This is a genomic window from Blastococcus aggregatus (assembly GCF_900221005.1).
Taxonomy (GTDB): domain Bacteria; phylum Actinomycetota; class Actinomycetes; order Mycobacteriales; family Geodermatophilaceae; genus Blastococcus; species Blastococcus aggregatus.
In genome coordinates this window covers 593534-609185 of sequence record NZ_OBQI01000003.1, presented here as the reverse complement: position 1 = coordinate 609185, position 15652 = coordinate 593534, and the positions used below count along the sequence as shown (strand labels likewise).

At 73.5% G+C, this 15652-nt stretch carries 17 protein-coding genes; 8 read left to right on the top strand and 9 right to left on the bottom strand.

Annotated elements, in window-relative coordinates; genetic code table 11:
- Positions 1-232: 232 nt before the first annotated feature.
- The 3 genes from CRP29_RS12695 to CRP29_RS12685 are packed head-to-tail and all read left to right on the top strand — an operon-like array spanning position 233 to position 3431.
- On the top strand, positions 233-1465 hold the full coding sequence (locus CRP29_RS12695; RefSeq protein WP_245852764.1) for an AAA family ATPase: 1233 nt from the start codon (positions 233-235) through the stop codon (positions 1463-1465).
- A complete protein-coding gene (locus CRP29_RS12690; RefSeq protein WP_097195376.1) occupies positions 1462-2478 on the top strand; it encodes a DUF58 domain-containing protein in 1017 nt (338 codons plus the stop codon). Before CRP29_RS12695 ends, CRP29_RS12690 begins: the two co-directional genes overlap by 4 nt.
- Entirely contained in the window at positions 2475-3431 is a 957-nt protein-coding gene (locus tag CRP29_RS12685; RefSeq protein WP_097195375.1) for a VWA domain-containing protein, read from the top strand. Before CRP29_RS12690 ends, CRP29_RS12685 begins: the two co-directional genes overlap by 4 nt.
- Before the next feature lie 59 nt (positions 3432-3490).
- Here CRP29_RS12685 and CRP29_RS12680 read toward each other — a convergent pair whose 3' ends face one another.
- Together CRP29_RS12680 and CRP29_RS12675 are read right to left on the bottom strand one after the other, a co-directional pair.
- Positions 3491-4462 (bottom strand): quinone oxidoreductase family protein, encoded by a 972-nt coding sequence (locus CRP29_RS12680; protein WP_097195374.1) that lies wholly within the window; start codon positions 4460-4462, stop codon positions 3491-3493.
- A gap of 57 nt (positions 4463-4519) precedes the next feature.
- Positions 4520-6256: a DUF429 domain-containing protein gene (locus tag CRP29_RS12675; RefSeq protein ID WP_097195373.1), complete on the bottom strand. Its 1737-nt coding sequence runs from the start codon at positions 6254-6256 to the stop codon at positions 4520-4522.
- A 336-nt stretch (positions 6257-6592) separates the two neighbouring features.
- On the opposite strand from CRP29_RS12675, the gene CRP29_RS12670 reads away from it, so the two are divergent.
- A complete protein-coding gene (locus tag CRP29_RS12670) occupies positions 6593-7996 on the top strand; it encodes a threonine/serine exporter family protein (RefSeq protein ID WP_245852763.1) in 1404 nt (467 codons plus the stop codon).
- A gap of 72 nt (positions 7997-8068) precedes the next feature.
- Here CRP29_RS12670 and msrA read toward each other — a convergent pair whose 3' ends face one another.
- From msrA to CRP29_RS12655, 4 genes are all read right to left on the bottom strand, one after another.
- Positions 8069-8584, bottom strand: a complete 516-nt coding sequence (gene msrA, locus CRP29_RS12665; RefSeq protein WP_097195372.1) for a peptide-methionine (S)-S-oxide reductase MsrA — start codon at positions 8582-8584, stop codon at positions 8069-8071.
- 83 nt (positions 8585-8667) lie between these two features.
- Entirely contained in the window at positions 8668-9018 is a 351-nt protein-coding gene (locus tag CRP29_RS23290; RefSeq protein ID WP_245852762.1) for a dihydrofolate reductase family protein, read from the bottom strand.
- A 56-nt stretch (positions 9019-9074) separates the two neighbouring features.
- Entirely contained in the window at positions 9075-9275 is a 201-nt protein-coding gene (locus tag CRP29_RS23285) for a dihydrofolate reductase family protein (RefSeq protein ID WP_245852761.1), read from the bottom strand.
- Between the two features lie 24 nt (positions 9276-9299).
- Positions 9300-10298 (bottom strand): GlxA family transcriptional regulator, encoded by a 999-nt coding sequence (locus CRP29_RS12655; RefSeq protein ID WP_097195567.1) that lies wholly within the window; start codon positions 10296-10298, stop codon positions 9300-9302.
- A gap of 104 nt (positions 10299-10402) precedes the next feature.
- Here CRP29_RS12655 and CRP29_RS12650 point away from each other — a divergent pair, with 104 nt between their 5' ends.
- On the top strand, positions 10403-11038 hold the full coding sequence (locus CRP29_RS12650; protein ID WP_097195371.1) for an isochorismatase family protein: 636 nt from the start codon (positions 10403-10405) through the stop codon (positions 11036-11038).
- Between the two features lie 19 nt (positions 11039-11057).
- Here CRP29_RS12650 and CRP29_RS12645 read toward each other — a convergent pair whose 3' ends face one another.
- Positions 11058-11834, bottom strand: a complete 777-nt coding sequence (locus tag CRP29_RS12645; RefSeq protein WP_097195370.1) for an SGNH/GDSL hydrolase family protein — start codon at positions 11832-11834, stop codon at positions 11058-11060.
- Between the two features lie 50 nt (positions 11835-11884).
- Here CRP29_RS12645 and CRP29_RS12640 point away from each other — a divergent pair, with 50 nt between their 5' ends.
- Positions 11885-12403, top strand: coding sequence for a hemerythrin domain-containing protein (locus CRP29_RS12640; protein ID WP_097195369.1), 519 nt, complete (start codon positions 11885-11887; stop codon positions 12401-12403).
- 40 nt (positions 12404-12443) lie between these two features.
- On the opposite strand, the gene CRP29_RS23280 is transcribed toward CRP29_RS12640, so the two are convergent.
- Together CRP29_RS23280 and CRP29_RS12630 are read right to left on the bottom strand one after the other, a co-directional pair.
- A complete protein-coding gene (locus CRP29_RS23280; protein WP_245852781.1) occupies positions 12444-12773 on the bottom strand; it encodes a helix-turn-helix domain-containing protein in 330 nt (109 codons plus the stop codon).
- A 241-nt stretch (positions 12774-13014) separates the two neighbouring features.
- Positions 13015-13614 carry a TetR/AcrR family transcriptional regulator gene (locus tag CRP29_RS12630; RefSeq protein ID WP_217991574.1) on the bottom strand — a complete coding sequence of 200 codons (600 nt, stop codon included), beginning with the start codon at positions 13612-13614 and terminating at the stop codon, positions 13015-13017.
- A gap of 173 nt (positions 13615-13787) precedes the next feature.
- Between CRP29_RS12630 and CRP29_RS12625 the strand changes: the two genes are divergently transcribed.
- Positions 13788-14561, top strand: a complete 774-nt coding sequence (locus tag CRP29_RS12625; protein WP_097195368.1) for an SDR family NAD(P)-dependent oxidoreductase — start codon at positions 13788-13790, stop codon at positions 14559-14561.
- Between the two features lie 95 nt (positions 14562-14656).
- Positions 14657-15421: a crotonase/enoyl-CoA hydratase family protein gene (locus tag CRP29_RS12620; protein ID WP_097195367.1), complete on the top strand. Its 765-nt coding sequence runs from the start codon at positions 14657-14659 to the stop codon at positions 15419-15421.
- Positions 15422-15652 lie beyond the last annotated feature (231 nt).

Sequence of the window (15652 nt, the reverse complement as noted above, 5' to 3'; positions counted from 1 at the left end):
CGCGCACGAGAAAGGCGTCGGGCAGCCACGGGGGGAGCTGCCCGACGCACCTCCGAGGCTAGCAGTCGAGAGCCTCCTGGGGCAGCCGTCGCGCGCGCCCTGATCGTGATCGGCCGCGGCATGCAGGTGCCGCCCAGGAAGGTGTAGGACACTGGCGCTGGGGACGGCTGCGCCGCCCCGTCGACGGCCTCCTCAGCCCGGGGGTCGCGGCCCGGCACGACCAGGGAGCCCCGTGACGAGCGCTGCCAGCACGCCGACCGAGAACGCGCCCGCCCAGGCGGGCGGCCCGGTACCGCCGGCGGTCGACGCCGCCCGGCTGGAGCGGGTGCTGTTCGAGATCAAGCGCGTGATCGTCGGCCAGGACCGTCTGATCGAGCGGATGCTGGTCGCCCTGCTGGCCCGCGGGCACGTGCTGCTCGAGGGCGTGCCGGGCGTGGCGAAGACCCTCGCCGTCGAGACGCTGGCCACCGTCGTCGGCGGGAAGTTCGCCCGCCTGCAGTTCACCCCCGACCTGGTGCCGGCCGACATCATCGGTACCCGCATCTACAAGTCCGGGCAGGACGCCTTCGACACCGAGCTGGGCCCGGTCTTCGCCAACTTCGTGCTCACCGACGAGATCAACCGCGCGCCGGCCAAGGTGCAGTCGGCGTTGCTGGAGGTCATGGCCGAGCGGCAGGTCTCCATCGGCGGGGTCACCCACCCGCTGCCCGATCCCTTCCTCGTGCTGGCCACGCAGAACCCGATCGAGTCCGAGGGCGTCTACCCGCTGCCCGAGGCGCAACGCGACCGCTTCCTCATGAAGGTCCTCGTGGACTACCCGAGCCCGGAGGAGGAGCGCGAGATCATCTACCGGATGGGCTCCGAGCCCCCGGTCGCCGAGACGGTGCTGGGCCCCGACGAGCTGCGCCGGCTGCAGAAGACCGCCTCCCAGGTGTTCGTGCACCACGCCCTGGTCGACTACGTCGTCCGCCTCGTGGTGGCCACCCGCACGCCGCGCGAGCACGGCATGGAGGACGTCGCGACGTGGGTGTCCTACGGCGCCAGCCCGCGGGCCTCGCTCGGGCTGATCGCGGCCAGCCGGGCGCTCGCGCTGGTGCGCGGCCGCGACTACGTGCTCCCGCAGGACGTCCTCGACATCACCGCCGACGTGCTCCGCCACCGGCTGGTGCTCTCCTACGACGCGCTGGCCGACGGTGTGCCGGCCGACCACATCGTGAAGCGGATCGTGCAGACGGTGCCGCTGCCTCAGGTGGCGCCCCGGCAGAGCGCCGGCGGCTTCGGGCCCGGCGGCGGACCTCAGGTGCCGCAGTACGGCCCGCCGCAGGGCCAGCCGGTGCAGCAGGGCGCGGGTCCGGGTGCGACGGCCTACGGCGCCCCGGGTCAGGGTGCGACGGCCTACGGCGCCCCGGGCCAGGGCGCGCAGGGCGGTCCGGGCTCCAACGGGCACGGGCCGCACCCGGCGTGATCCGCCGCCGCCGCAGCGCCGACTCGTCCCCGGCGAGCCCGGCCCACCCGGGGCTCCTGCTGCACGACACGGGGGAGAGCCCCGGCGCGGACAGCGGCGCCCCGCCGCGGTTCACCGACGGCCCGACCGACGTGCTGCTCCGCCGGCTGGAGCTCACCGTCCGCCGCAGGCTCGACGGACTGCTGCAGGGCGACCACCTGGGGCTGGTGCCGGGCTCCGGCTCCGAGGCCGGCGATTCGCGCACCTACCACCCGGGTGACGACGTCCGCCGCATGGACTGGCACGTGACCGCCCGCACCCAGATGCCGCACGTCCGCGAGACGATCGCCGACCGCGAGCTGGAGACGTGGGCCGTGGTCGACCTGTCCGCGAGCCTGGACTTCGGCACCGCCCACTGCCTGAAGCGCGACCTCGCCATCGCCGGGCTGGCTGCCGTCGGGCACCTCACCGTGCACGGGGGGAACCGCCTCGGGGCGGTCGTGACGACGGGGGAGCAGGTGGTCCGGCACCCCGCGCTGCCGGGCCGGGTCGCCGCCGAGCGCCTGCTGCGGTCCGTCGTCGCCACCCCGCGGGCCGCCGGTGGGCGCCGCGGTGACCTGGCCGCCGCGCTGGAGACGCTGCGCCGTCCGGAGCGCCGGCGCGGGCTGGTCGTGGTCGTCTCGGACTTCCTGGGCGACAGCGACTGGGAGCGGCCGCTGCGTGCGCTGGGCACCCGGCACGAGCTGCTGGCCATCGAGGTGGTTGACCCGCGGGAGCTCGAGCTGCCCGACGTGGGGCTGCTGACCGTCGTCGACCCGGAGACCGGGCAGACGCTGGAGGTGCCCACGGGCAACGCCGAGTTCCGCGCGCGGTTCGCGCAGGGGGCCGCGGAGGAGCGGGCCCGGATCGCCGCCGCGCTGCGCCGCGCGGGCGCCGGGCACCTGCAGCTGCGCACCGACCGGGACTGGCTGATGGACGTCGTGCGATTCGTCGGCGACCAGCGACGAGCAGGCAGCGGAGGAGCGTCGCGATGACCTTCCAGGCACCCCTCTGGCTGCTCGGCCTGGTCGTGGTCGCGGCGCTGATCGCGTTCTACGTCGTCCTGCAGCTGCGCCGGAAGGCGTACGCGGCACGGTTCACCAACGTCGCCCTGCTCGGCTCGCTGGTGCCCAAGCGGCCGGGCTGGCGCCGGCACGTCGCCTTCGGCCTCGTCGCCGCCGGGATCGCGACGCTGGTCGTCTCGCTGGCGCAGCCGAGCACCGAGGTCCGGGTCCCGCGCGAGCGGGCGACGGTGATCATGGCCGTGGACGTCTCGCTGTCGATGGAGGCCCGCGACGTCGAGCCCAACCGCTTCCAGGCCATGCAGAAGGCGGCCAAGGAGTTCGTCGACGTGCTGCCCGAGCGGATCAACCTGGGGCTGGTCACCTTCGCCGGGACGGCGACGACGCTGGTGCCGCCGACCACCGACCGCGAGCAGGTGCGGGGCGCGATCGACAACCTCGAGCTGGCGGAGTCGACGGCGATCGGCGAGGCGATCTTCACCTCGCTGACCGCGATCCAGAACTTCCAGTCGACGCTGGAGGACGCCGGCGAGGAGGCGCCGCCGGCCCGGGTGGTGCTGCTCTCCGACGGCTACCCGACCGTGGGCCGCCCGGAGACCCAGGCGATCGCCGCCGCGAAGGACGTCTCCATCCCGGTCTCCACGATCGCCTTCGGCACCGACTACGGCACGCTCGACCTGGACGGCGACACCGTGCCGGTGCCGGTGGACCGGGCGACCCTGGAGCGGATCGCCGACGAGACCGGCGGCAGCTACAGCGAGGCGGCCAGCGCCGAGGAGCTCGAGGAGGTGTACGCCGACCTGGGCAGCCAGATCGGGTACACGACCGAGCCCAAGGACATCAGCCCGCGGTTCGTGCGGGTCGGCGTCCTGGTGCTGCTCGTCGGCGCCGCCCTCAGCCTGCTCTGGACCAACCGGCTCGTCTGAACCGCACGTCCTGCACCGGAAGTCCGGGTAGTGACCGGACTTCCGGTGCAGGAAGTCCGCTACCGGCTGGGGTCGAGGACGAGCTTGCCGGTGGTGCGGCGGGCGAGCAGGTCCAGGTGGGCGTCGCGGACGTTGGACAGCGGGTAGCGGCCGCCGGCGATGGGCGTGAGCGAGCCGTCGGCGGTCATGGCCAGCAGGTCGGTCATGGCGGCGTCGAGCATGTCGGGGCGGGCCATGCAGTGGGCCAGCCAGAAGCCGATGACGGCGCGGCTCTTCTGCATGAGCGCGCCCGGGGGCACCGACGGCGTCTCCTGGCGGGCGGCCATGCCGTAGGTGACCAGCCGGCCGAAGGGGGCCAGCGCCGAGAGCGAGCCGGAGAAGACGTTGCCGCCGGTCATCTCGAGCACGATGTCGACCGGCTTGCCCTCGTTGGCCTCGCGGAGGGCGGCGGCGAACTGCTTCGGGTCGTCGTCGGCGAGCGCGGGGTCGACGGTGGCGTGCGCGCGGAGCTCCTCGGTGAGGGCGCGCTTCTCCGGGCTGGAGGCGGTGGCGATCACGCGGCCGGCGCCCCAGCGGCGGGCCAGCTGGACGGCGATCGAGCCGACCCCACCGGCGCCGGCGATGACGACGACGGACTCGCCCTCGGCCAGGTGCGCGCTGGTGCGCAGCAGGTGCCACGCGGTCGAGCCCTGCAGGACCAGCGACAGCGCCTGCTCGTCGGTGACGCCGTCCGGCACGGCCCAGGTGAGCCGGTCGTTCGCGGCCACCCGCTCGGCGTAGCCACCGCCGTCGAGCAGGCCGACGACCCGCTGCCCGCCGCCGACCGGCGTGCCGACGAACTCGGCGCCCGGGATCAGCGGCAGCTGCTGGGCGGCCAGGTAGGAGTTCTCGATCTGGTGGGTGTCGGCGTAGTTGACGCCGGCCGTGGAGACGGTGTGGACGGTCTGACCGGGCCCCGCCTCCGGCTCGGGGACGTCGACGACGTCGAGGACCTCGGGACCGCCGAAGCGGGTGATCTGGACTGCGCGCATGGGGGTGAGGCTATGACCTGCGCACGCCCGGACGTCGTTCCGGCCGGCCCCGCCGGGTCAGCCGCCGGCGAGCCGCTGCAGCCGGGTGGCCAGCGCGGCCCGACGGTCGGCGTTGCCGTGCAGGTCCACGTACCGCTGCCCGAAGCCGGCCAGCAGCGTGTCGTCGAGCCGGCGCACGGCACCCGGGGGATAGCGGTAGTCCATCCGGGCGGTGATGCCGCTGTCGTCGACGCCGCGCAGCACCTCGCCCAGCTCCACCAGGCTGGTCACGCCCAGTTCGAGCAGCAGGCCGGAGATCCACGTGTAGTGGTCCGGGCGCGACCAGTCGGCGTCGGCGTACTGCCCGGCCAGGAACGCAGCCAGTTCCCGGGGCGCGATGCGGGGGTCGTCGGGGTCGGTGTCGTCGGCCTCGTCGCCGGGAGCCGGCGCCCGGAGGCGCTCGCGGATCGCGGTGAACTGCTGATCGGCCAGCTCCAGCAACCCGGCGGCCAGGGTGAACCGGCGGTCGAACTCGGAGGCGTGCTCGTCCGGCACCGTGCCCTTGTAGCGGATGTCGTGCTCGAACTCGGCCCACGCGTGCTGCAGCACCGTGCGCACCTGGACCTGCACCACGCGCCCGACCAACTCCGGCAGCTCGGCCGCCCGACCTGGGTCCACGCCGATCAGCAGGTGCCGGCTGGAGTAACCGAACCGGCCCTGCTGCGCGGTCCGCCGCCCCATGTCGCGGTCGTCGATCACCTGCACCTGCGCGGCCAGCAGCTCGGCGACCGCCTCCACGTCGCTCTGCACGTAGGTGATCACGCGCACGCCGATCTGGTCGGTGATGTCCCGCGCCGGGTCCGGATAGAGAGGCACGCCGTCGACCGCGCGAGCCGCCTTCTCCGCGAACGAGGCGACGGTCTTGGTCCGCCCGGTCACCGACAGGTAGTTGATCCCGGCGTCGTCGAGCAGCCCGGTGACGAGCGCGAGCGCCCGTTCCCCGGCGACCAGGGTCTCGGGCCGGCTGTCGGCGTACGCCTGGATGGCCTGCTGCACCTGGTCGGGCGGGGATGCGGCGACCCGGGGGCCGGGCTGCAGGTCCGGCGGCAGGGTCGGGGTCACGATGGCGCCGCCGGCCGCGTCGCCGTAGGTGGTCACCTCGTCCGGGCGCCGCACGGCGATCCATCCCACGTAGGCGCACACCACGGCGTCGACCTGGTCCTCCGCCACCCGCAGCTCGCTCTTGCGGGTGGCGGCCTGCACCTGCTGCCGCAGCGCGGCGAAAGCTTCACCGAGCTCGAGCTCGCCCACCGCGCCCAGCAGGTCGGTGAGCAGCAGCAGCTCGGCGCGCATCTGCTCGAGCGTCCGGCCCGGCTTGTTCTTGTACTTCAGCGTGCGGCCCAGCCGGAACAGCGCCACCGTCGCCGCGTGCGGGTAGACCTCGATCGCCCGGCGGTCGCGGCCCGAGCGGGGGTCGAGGTCCAGCCCCAGGCGCCGGCCGATCCGTCCGCCGCGGGTGTCACCATCGGTGAACTCGGCTTTGCCGGTGTTCGTCGGGTGCGCCCCGGCCTCGAACCTCGCGAAGTCGGCGTTGAGCGCCCGCTCGGCGGCCCGGTTCCCGGTGGCGTTGGTGACCACCAGCGGGGCGTCGATCGCCACGATGCACGGGCCGGCAGTGAACGGGGCCAGCGCGGTCTCGATCTGCTCGTCGGTGCGCACCGCGCTGACGTGCACCAGCCGGCCGGCGTCGTCCAGCACGGCGAGGCCGGTCGGTTGCCTGAGCCCCCAGGCGAGGTCGATCCCGATGTGCTGCACGGGGTCAGCTTGCCCTGCCCCGCACCTCGTCGGGGCCCGTCCCGCGGGATCTGCCGGGCGTGTGCGGGTGACGGTCTGCCCGAGGTCGCTCGGATGAGCGCCGTTCCACTGGCCGGCCTGTTCTCCGGGTGGACGGACGCGACCGCCCGACGGTGACCACGGTGGGTGCAACCGGGACAGCCCCGCCCCGGGCTCGGGGCCGGGGAGGGCGGTCCAGGACGTCGTTCTCCAGTTCCGCCCAACGGCGGACCCGCGCGCGGACCACTCGTGCGGAAGAGGGGCCCGGGCCGCACCTGCGGGCCGCGGTGCCCCGGTCGCCCTCCGTAGCCTGGCGTCGTGCCCCCTTCGAGCCGGGACCGCAGCCGGCGGATCGCCCGCCTGCCGGACCGGGCGCGGAAGGCGATCGCCGGCTCCGGCCCACCCACGGCTCCCTTCGCACTGCGCGCCCAGCCCAGCCGGGTCGACGCGGCCACCGCGCGCTCGGCGTTGAATCTGGCCCTCCGCGTGGGGGAGTCGATGATGGCGGTCGGGGCGTCGGCCGCCGACGTGACCGCCATGGTGCTGCGAGTGGCGGCGGCCTACGGACTGACCGACTGCCAGGTCGACGTCACCTTCACCTCGCTGACGATCAGCTACGACCCGGAGGACGTGCCCCCGCTCGTGCTGATGCGCATCGTGCGCCCCCGCGGACTGGACTACACCCGGCTGCAGGGCATCACCGAGCTGGCGGCCGCGATCAAGGCGGAGGGTCTCGATCTGGCGGACGCCCACCGCCGGTTGGACGACGTGCTGTCCGCGCCGCACCCCTACCGCCGGCCGATCCACGCCCTCGGCTGGTCGGGGGTGGCGAGCTGCGTCGCGTTCCTGCTCGGCGGCGGCTGGCTGGTGGCACTGGTCGCGGCGGTCACCACCGCCGCCATCGAGCTGACGATCCGCGCGCTCGATCGGCGCGGGCTCCCGATGTTCTTCCAGCAGGTGGTCGGTGCTGCGGTGGCCACGGGGGCGGCCGTCTTCCTCGTCGTGCTGGAGGTCGAGGTCCGCACCTCGTTGGTCGTCGCCGCGGGGATCGTGGTGCTCCTGGCCGGCCTCTCCTTCGTGGGCGCTGCCGAGGACGCGATCAGCGGCTTCCCGGTCACCGCCGCGGCGCGGACGTTCGAGGTGCTGACGTTGACGACCGGCATCGTCGTCGGGATCGCGGGGGTCCTGGACCTGGCGCGGCGGGCGGAGGTCCCGCTCCGCGTGCTCGACCCGTCGACGTTCACCGTGCCCTTCGCCGTGGCGGTGGTCGCGGCGGCCGGCATGGCCGGCTTCTGGGCGGTGGCCTCCCATGCCCGCCCGCTCGCCGTCGGCGTGGCCACGGTGGCCGGCGCGCTGGCCTGGACGACGTCGTCCACGGTGGCCTCGTTCGGTGTCGGCCCGGCGGTGGCCAGTGCGGCGGCGGCCGTGGTCGTCGGGTTCAGCGGTGAGGCGCTGACCGACCGGCTGCGCATCCCACCCCTGCTCCTGGCCATCTGCGGGATCGTCCCGCTGCTGCCGGGGCTCGCGATCTACCGGGGCCTGTTCGGGGTCGTCGTGGAGGACGACGTCCCGGGCGGGGTGAACGCGCTCGTGGGGGCCGCGGCGATCGGGCTGGCGCTCGCCGCCGGTGTCGTGCTCGGCAAGTACTTCGGCCGGCTGCTCGGCGGCGGCCAGGACCGCTTCGACCGACGGGTCCGACGCCGGGGGACCATCAGATCCTGAGACCGGAGCAGCAGCTCGGCCGAGGACCGCCCCCGGGCCCGGTCGCGCAGGCAGCGCGACCGGCACCTCAGGTCATCGGGTCGTCTGCGCCTCGCGCCGGGGCAGCACCCAGTCGGGCCGCACGTAGTGGCAGGTGTAGCCGAACGGGATCTTCTGCAGGTAGTCCTGGTGCTCCTCCTCGGCCTCCCAGAACGCGCCGGCCGGCTCCACCTCGGTGACGACCTTGCCGGGCCAGATGCCCGAGGCGTCGACGTCGGCGATCGTGTCGAGCGCCACGAGCCGCTGCTCGTCGCTCGTGTGGAAGATCGCCGAGCGGTAGCTCCGGCCGATGTCGTTGCCCTGCCGGTCCTTCGTCGACGGGTCGTGGATCTGGAAGAAGAACTCCAGCAGCTCCCGGAACGAGATCACCTCGGGGTCGAAGACGATCTCGACCGCCTCGGCGTGGTCGCCGTGGTTGCGGTACGTGGCGTTCGGGGTGTCGCCGCCCGAGTAGCCGACGCGGGTGGACAGCACTCCCGGGCGCTTGCGCAGCAGGTCCTGCGCGCCCCAGAAGCAGCCGCCGGCGAGGATCGCGGTCTCAGTGGTCACGTGTGCCTCCTTCTTGTCCAGCACGATCGGTGAACACCGCGACCCCGCCCGGTGTTTCCGGCGACGTCACGCACGCGGCGACGTCAGGACGGGGCGCCGAGCGGCGGGCGGTCGAGCACCCGGGGCCGGTACTCGACCAGCTGGATGCCGCCGTCGAAGGTCCGGTGCTCGATCATCTCGAGGGCGACGTCCGGATACCCGTCGTAGATGCGTTCCTCTCCCGTGGCCCCGGTGATCACCGGGAACATCCCGACCCGGAACCGGTCGACGAGCCCGGCCGTCAGCAGGGACCGGCACAGGCTGACGCTGCCGATCGTGCTGAGGATCCCCGGGGCGCTCTCCTTCAGCGCGCGGACGGCGTCGACGGCGTCGCCGCGGACGAGCGTGCAGTTGGCCCACGCCAGCGGCTCCTCGAGCGAGGAGGAGAACACCACCTTGGGTGCCTGCGTGAGCTCGTCGACCGACGCCTCCTCCTCGGGCCGGAACTCCGTCAGACCCTCCGGGACCTCGCCGGCGCGGCGAAGCCCGACATCAGGCGGTAGGTGTTCGCGCCCATCAGGTAGGTGACCTCGGGCTGCTCGGCGAGCCAGGCGAGGTACTCGGGGCTCTCCAGGCCCCAGAACCCGGGCCAGCCGTGGCCCGATGCGTAGCCGTCGAGGGAGGTGATGAAGTCGACGAGGAGCTCTGCCATGGTCGGGTCCCTCCTGGGTGGGTGTCAGGACCTCGGACCGGCGGGGAGCTCCGAACTCATCGGCCGCGCCGTGGGAGCCGTGCCCGTGAACCGGGCGCGGTAGGACGACGGGGTCGTGGCGTAGGCCGCGACGAAGTTCTGCCGGAACGTCACCACGCTCGCGAAGCCGCAGGCAGTGGCGATGCGCTGCAGGGTCCAGGTCGTCGTCTCGAGCAGGCGGCGCGCCTCGTCGAGACGGCTCGCGAGGATCCAGCGTGCGGGCGTGGTCCCCGTGACCTCCGCGAAGCGGCGGGTGAAATGACGGCGGCTCATGCCCGCCCGGGCGGCGAGGTCGTCGACGGACAACCGCCGGTCGAGATTCGCCAGCGCCCAGTCCAGCGTCGATCCGAGGTGGCCGGCATGCGCCGACTCGGGCACGGGGCGGGCGATGTACTGGGCCTGTCCGCCCTCGCGGTACGGCGCCACGACGAGGGAGCGCGCGACGTCGGTGGCAGCGGCCGAGCCGAGATGCGCCCGGACGATGTGCAGGCAGGCGTCGATGGCGGACGCGGTACCGGCCGAGGTGAGCACGTCGCCGTGCTCGACGAAGAGAGCGGCGGCGTCGACCTGCACCTCGGGGCGCCGTCGCTGCAGGGCGTCGGCAGCCCCCCAGTGGGTCACCGCAGCCCGGCCGTCGAGCAGGCCGCTGTCCACCACGGGAAAGGCACCGCGGCACAGGCCGGCGACGCGACCTCCGCGCTCCCGGGTGGCGCGGATCGCCGAGATGAGGCCGGCGTCGGCCGGTGGCAGGTGCGCGGGCCACGACGGGAAGACGGCGAGGTCGGCATCCGCGAGGACGTCGGGCCCTCCGACGTCCTCGATCCGGGGGCCCTCGGCGGTCCGGATCCCGCGGCCGTCGTCGGTCCACACCGTCGGGTCCCACCCGCCGGCGATGCCCTGGCGGCCCACCTCGCCGAAGACCAGCAGGGGTGCCGCGAGATGGAACATGGTGATGCCGTCGAAGGCGTGGACCGCGATGCGCATGAGGCCCGATCCCATCGGTAGGTGTCTTCCAGGCCACTCACCGTAGGCCGCCGCGGGCGAGCAGGGTGGTCTCCGACAGTTCCGGGATCCACCGAGGGAGAGACATGGCCGCGCCGCGCCGAGCACTCGTCGTCATCGACGTCCAGCAGGAGTACTTCGACGGGATCCTCCAGATCCAGGCCCCGCCGCGGGAGGCGACGCTGGCGAACGTCGTCCGCGCGCTCGAGGTCGCCGAGCGCGAGGGGATGCCGGTCGTCGTGGTGCAGCACGAGCTGCCCGAGGGTGCGCCGGTCTTCGCGGTGGGGTCGGACAGCTGGTCGCTGCACCCGGAGATCGAGCGACGCGCGATGCCCACGTGGAAGCGGGTCACCAAGAACAAGGGGAGCGTCTTCGCCGGCACGGACGTCGCCGAGTGGCTGGCCGGTCAGGACGTCGACACCATCACGCTCGTCGGCTACATGACCAACAACTGCGACATCGCGACCGCCGTGGGCGCCGAGGAGCGCGGGCTGGCCGCCGAGGTGCTGTCCGACGCCACGGGCGCGATCCACCTCGCCAACGAGGCGGGCAAGGTCTCCGCGCAGCAGCTCCACGAGGTGCTGCTCGTGCTGCTGCACTCGAACTTCGCGGCGGTGGCCAGCACCGAGGACTGGACCGCGGCCGTGGCCGAGGGGGAGGCCCTGCCGAAGAGCGACCTCGGGACCTCCGCCACGCAGGGGCGCGCCGCCTTCGCCGGCTGACGCCCCGACCCGCGCCCGTTCAGGCGAGCTGCCGGACCAGCTCCTCGGCCACCCGCTCCATGCCGAGCGCGTTCGGGTGGAACGACCCGGTGCTCGACGCGGGATCCGTCAGCAGACCCCTGACCCAGGGTTCGGCGGAGTCCAGGCAGTGCTCGCGGCTGAGGTCCGACATCCGGACGAGTTCGGCACCCGACTGCTCGGCGGCCCGGACGTAGGCACCCTCCAGTGCCGTCCTCATCCGGAGGAAGAGGTCGCGCTCCGCGTCGTCGAACCACGCTCCGCCGCTCGTTCCTCCGCCGACGACCGTCAGGTAGTCCACGAGCACGATGCGGGCGTGGTCGGTGCGGGCGGACACGCCCTCCACGATGCGGACCAGCCCCGACTGCGCCGTCTCGACCATCTCGGCCGAGGGCTCCTGCAGCCCGTCGGGGAACCTGGGCGCGAGGAACCGGCTCGTCGGGTGCGCGGGGTCCAGTCTCCGGAACGCGGCGAACAACATGGAGGCCGTGTAGGTCAGGTCGTTGCCGCCTGCGGTGATCGTGACGACGTCGGCGTCCCGCGGCACGCTCTCGATCTGCGGCGCGTACACCCTTCCGCTGGACGTCGTCTGCGGCTCGTCGAGGATCGTCGCGGTCGTCGCGCCCGACACGGTGAGGTCGACGAGCTCGGCGCCGAGACGAGCTGCCGCCAGCCGGGGATAGTTGCGGCCCGACCGTCCCGCCTCCGCGTCGACGATCGGCGGGATGAAGGGGCCTGCTGCGAACGAGCTGCCGAGGGACACCACGGTGAGCGTCATGGGCAGAGCTTCGCCCCCGTAGGTACGGGAAAGCCGGGTAGGGGTCCGGCATGTCCGATTTCGAGATCACCGCCCTCGTCCTCGCCGAGCACGAGATCTTCCGGCGCGAGTTCGCCGCGCTCGACGACCTGGCCGGCGAGGAGCTCGCCACCGCGTGGGAGTCGCTGCACGCCAGGCTCGAGGTGCACGCCGTCGCCGAGGAGCAGTTGTTCTACCCGTTGCTCGCCCAGGAGGCGGACGGCGAGCAGGAGACCGCCGAGGGCGTGCACGACCACAACGAGATCCGGCACGCCACGGCGGCGGTGGCGGAGCACGAGGTCGGCAGCGAGGTGTGGTGGGAGGCGGTGCGCAACGCGCGGCAGGTCAACGCCGACCACATGGCCGAGGAGGAGACGGACTTCTTCCCTCCGTTCAAGGAGGCCGTCGACGACGAGCAGCGCGAGGCCCTCGGGCTGCGCTGGCTGGCCTTCCACGACGACCACGAGGAGGGCGAGGGGCTCTCCGGCGCGGACGCGGAGGTGGCCGAGGTGGTCGCGACCGAGGTGCCCGAGGGCGAGCCGTCCCGCTAGGGGGCGTGCCCGGACGGCGGACCGAGGCCGCCGGTGAGGGTCAGGCGACGTCGGTGCGGGCGCCGGCCAGGTAGTCGCGCACGGCCGGCTCGGGGACCCGGAAGGACCGGCCGACGCGCACGGCGGCGAGCTCACCGGCGTGCACGAGGCGGTACACGGTCATCTTCGAGACGCGCATGATCGCCGCCACCTCGGTCACCGTGAGGAAGCTGACCGGGCGCGGGGCGGGCCGCTGCATCACCGGGCCGGCGGTCATCGGCTGGCCGGGCGCCGGGCGCATCGCCATGGGGTGCGCAGCCAGAGGACGAGCGGTCATCGGACGCTGGCCGTAGCCGACCGGGCGGGCAGGGGTGGCGGTGCGCTGGGGCATGGACACGTCGGTCTCCTCGTGGTGGTCCTCGACGCGGAGCCGGCTCAGTGCCGACGACGGTGCGCGCCTGTGTTGCTACCGACGGTAAGCGAGATGTCGGCATGTCGATGCGGCTGGCGGGGACGAGACGGACCGGTCCGGTTCGTCAGATGTTGCCCTTGGGCCGCGCGTGGCCTGCGGGCCGACGCTCGACCGGCGTGCCGAGTTCGCGGGCACCGACGCCCGCTGCGTCGGCCCGCCGTCAGGGCCGGGCGACGGCGTGCGGCGCGACGAGGCCCAGGAACGTGCTCGTCAGCCGGCGGCTGAACTCCTCGTCGACCGGCAGCCCGGTGAGCGCGACCCGCGCCAGCAGTGGTGAGAGGAGCAGCTCGACCAGCATGCCGACGTCGGTCTCCGCCGGGAGCTCGCCGCGGGCGATCGCCCGCTCGAACGGCAGCCGCATGAAGGCGGTGTCCTGCTTGGCCAGCTCGTGCAGCCCGGCGCGCAGTTCGGGGTCGTCGGCCGTGGCGCGGGTCTGGACGAAGGCGACGGTCGTCGGGTCCCGGAACAGCCGGGTCAGGCCGCGGACCAGCGCCTCGACGTCGGCCGCCAGGCTGCCCTCGTCGACCCGCGGATAGTGCTCGAGCTCGCCGGCGACGAGCACGTCCCGGACGAGCTGGGCCTTCGTGGCCCACTGGCGGTAGAGCGTGGACTTGTGGACGCCGGCGACGGCGGCGACGTCCTCGAGCCGCATCGCGGCGTACCCGTCGGTGACCAGGAGGCGGCGGACGGCGGCGTGCACGTCCTGGCGGACGCGCTCGCTCAGTCCCCGCGGCCGTCCGCGGCTCCCCGTCTCGCTCACCGGGGCAGCGTCGCACGCGGAACGGCCGACTCCAATCTTTTCTGCGACACACCGTTGCAGAAAATGCTCTCCGCTCGCTAGCTTCAGCGGGAGCGAGGCGCCGGTGGACCTGCCACGGGGCAGGTCCGCGCCGGCGCCCGTCGCCACCGTCGTCCGAACCAGGGGAGTACTCCGTGCAGCTCGAGAATGTGTCCGCGATCGTCACCGGAGGCGCCTCCGGTCTGGGAGCGGCCACCGCTCGCGCCCTCGCGGCGCGGGGCGCCAAGGTCGTCGTCGCCGACATCGCCGACGACAAGGGCAATGCGCTCGCCACCGAGATCGACGGCGCGTTCGCCCACGTCGACGTCACCAAGACCGACGACATCATCGCCGCCACCGAGCTCGCCAAGACCCTCGGCCCGCTGCGCGTGCTGGTGAACTGCGCCGGCATCGGCTCGGCCAGCCGCACCGTCGGCCGCGGCGGCTACGACACCGCCTTCAACCTCGACACCTTCCGCCGGGTCCTCGAGATCAACACCGTCGGCACGTTCGACTGCATCCGCATCGTCGGCACGGCCATGGCGGAGAACGAGCCGCTGGAGGACGGCGAGCGGGGCTCCATCCTCAACACCGCCTCCGTCGCCGCGCTCGACGGTCAGATCGGCCAGGCCGCGTACTCCGCGTCCAAGGGTGCCGTCGTCTCGATGACGCTGCCGATCGCCCGCGACCTCTCCGCCATCGGCGTGCGCGTGAACACCATCGCCCCCGGACTCATCGACACCCCGATCTACGGCTCGGGCGAGGCCTCCGAGGCGTTCAAGGACAAGCTCAAGCGCGACGTGCTGTTCCCCAAGCGCCTGGGCTACTCCGAGGAGTTCGCGACCCTCGCCGTCGAGGTCATCGCCAACAGCTACATGAACGCCGAGCTGATCCGCCTCGACGGCGGCGCCCGCCTCCAGCCGAAGTGATGCCGGACCGGGGGCGCACGCGTTGCGCCCCCGGTCGGTACCCCGCCCCACCGCACGACATCCGCGAACGAACGCTCACGACCGAGGGAGAAGCTGTGTCCGACGAGGTGCTCCTGGACCGCCGTGACGGCGTCCTCATCATCACCATCAACCGTCCGGAGGCGCGCAACGCCCTGAACAAGGCGGTCGCGGACGGCGTCGCGGCGGCGGTCGACGAGCTGGACTCGTCCGACGACCTGCGCGTCGGCGTCCTCACCGGTGCGGGGGGCACCTTCTCGTCCGGCATGGACCTGAAGGCCTTCGTGCGCGGCGAGACCCCGAGCATCCCCGGTCGCGGGCTGTGCGGGATCACCGAGACCCCGCCGAAGAAGCCGCTGATCGGCGCCGTCGAGGGATGGGCGCTGGCCGGTGGCTTCGAGCTGCTGCTCGCGTGCGACCTCATCGTCGCCGCGGAGGACTCCCGGTTCGGCGTGCCCGAGGTGAAGCGCTCGCTGGTGGCTGCCGGCGGTGCCGCGCTCGCGTTGCCGCGGCGCATCCCGCAGTCGATCGCCCTGGAGCTGCTCCTCACCGGCGACCCGATCAGCGCCCCTCGGGCCGCTGAGGTCGGCCTGGTCAACCGGGTGACGGCGACGGGTGAGGCCCTCGACGGAGCGCTCGCCCTGGCCGCCGTCATCGCGGCGAACGGGCCGCTCGCCGTCGCCGCCACCAAGCACCTCGTCCGCTCGGCTCCGGACTGGACGTTCCGGCAGGGCTGGGACGAGCAGAGCAAGGTCATCGCGCCGGTCTTCGCCAGCGAGGACGCCCGCGAAGGGGCGACCGCCTTCGCGGAGAAGCGCGCCCCCCAGTGGAAGAACCGCTGAGGCAGGCCCTCGCCCGGTCGCGCGTACGCGGGGCGGCCCCACCAGCCTCGCTGTAGGACCAGTGAGGCCTGACCTGCGGGCGCTCGTGCATGAACGTCACTGGCTGGGAGTGACGCTACGCGCCTTCCTCCTCGTCGGCGGGTGGCACCGGAGTCGGTGCCACCCGCCACCCGTCACCCGCCCTCGGACCGCGCCTGGCGGTCGCACCGCGCCGCGTCGCACAATGGACGG

Excerpts from the sequence above, each read along its gene's own strand:
- CRP29_RS12685 (WP_097195375.1), top strand. The coding sequence starts at position 2,475 with ATGACCTTCCAGGCACCCCTCTGGCTGCTCGGCCTGGTCGTGGTCGCG.
- CRP29_RS12680 (WP_097195374.1), bottom strand. The coding sequence starts at position 4,462 with ATGCGCGCAGTCCAGATCACCCGCTTCGGCGGTCCCGAGGTCCTCGAC.
- CRP29_RS23285 (WP_245852761.1), bottom strand. The coding sequence starts at position 9,275 with ATGGCAGAGCTCCTCGTCGACTTCATCACCTCCCTCGACGGCTACGCA.
- CRP29_RS12655 (WP_097195567.1), bottom strand. The coding sequence starts at position 10,298 with ATGCGCATCGCGGTCCACGCCTTCGACGGCATCACCATGTTCCATCTC.
- CRP29_RS12650 (WP_097195371.1), top strand. The coding sequence starts at position 10,403 with ATGGCCGCGCCGCGCCGAGCACTCGTCGTCATCGACGTCCAGCAGGAG.
- CRP29_RS12645 (WP_097195370.1), bottom strand. The coding sequence starts at position 11,834 with ATGACGCTCACCGTGGTGTCCCTCGGCAGCTCGTTCGCAGCAGGCCCC.
- CRP29_RS12640 (WP_097195369.1), top strand. The coding sequence starts at position 11,885 with ATGTCCGATTTCGAGATCACCGCCCTCGTCCTCGCCGAGCACGAGATC.
- CRP29_RS23280 (WP_245852781.1), bottom strand. The coding sequence starts at position 12,773 with ATGCCCCAGCGCACCGCCACCCCTGCCCGCCCGGTCGGCTACGGCCAG.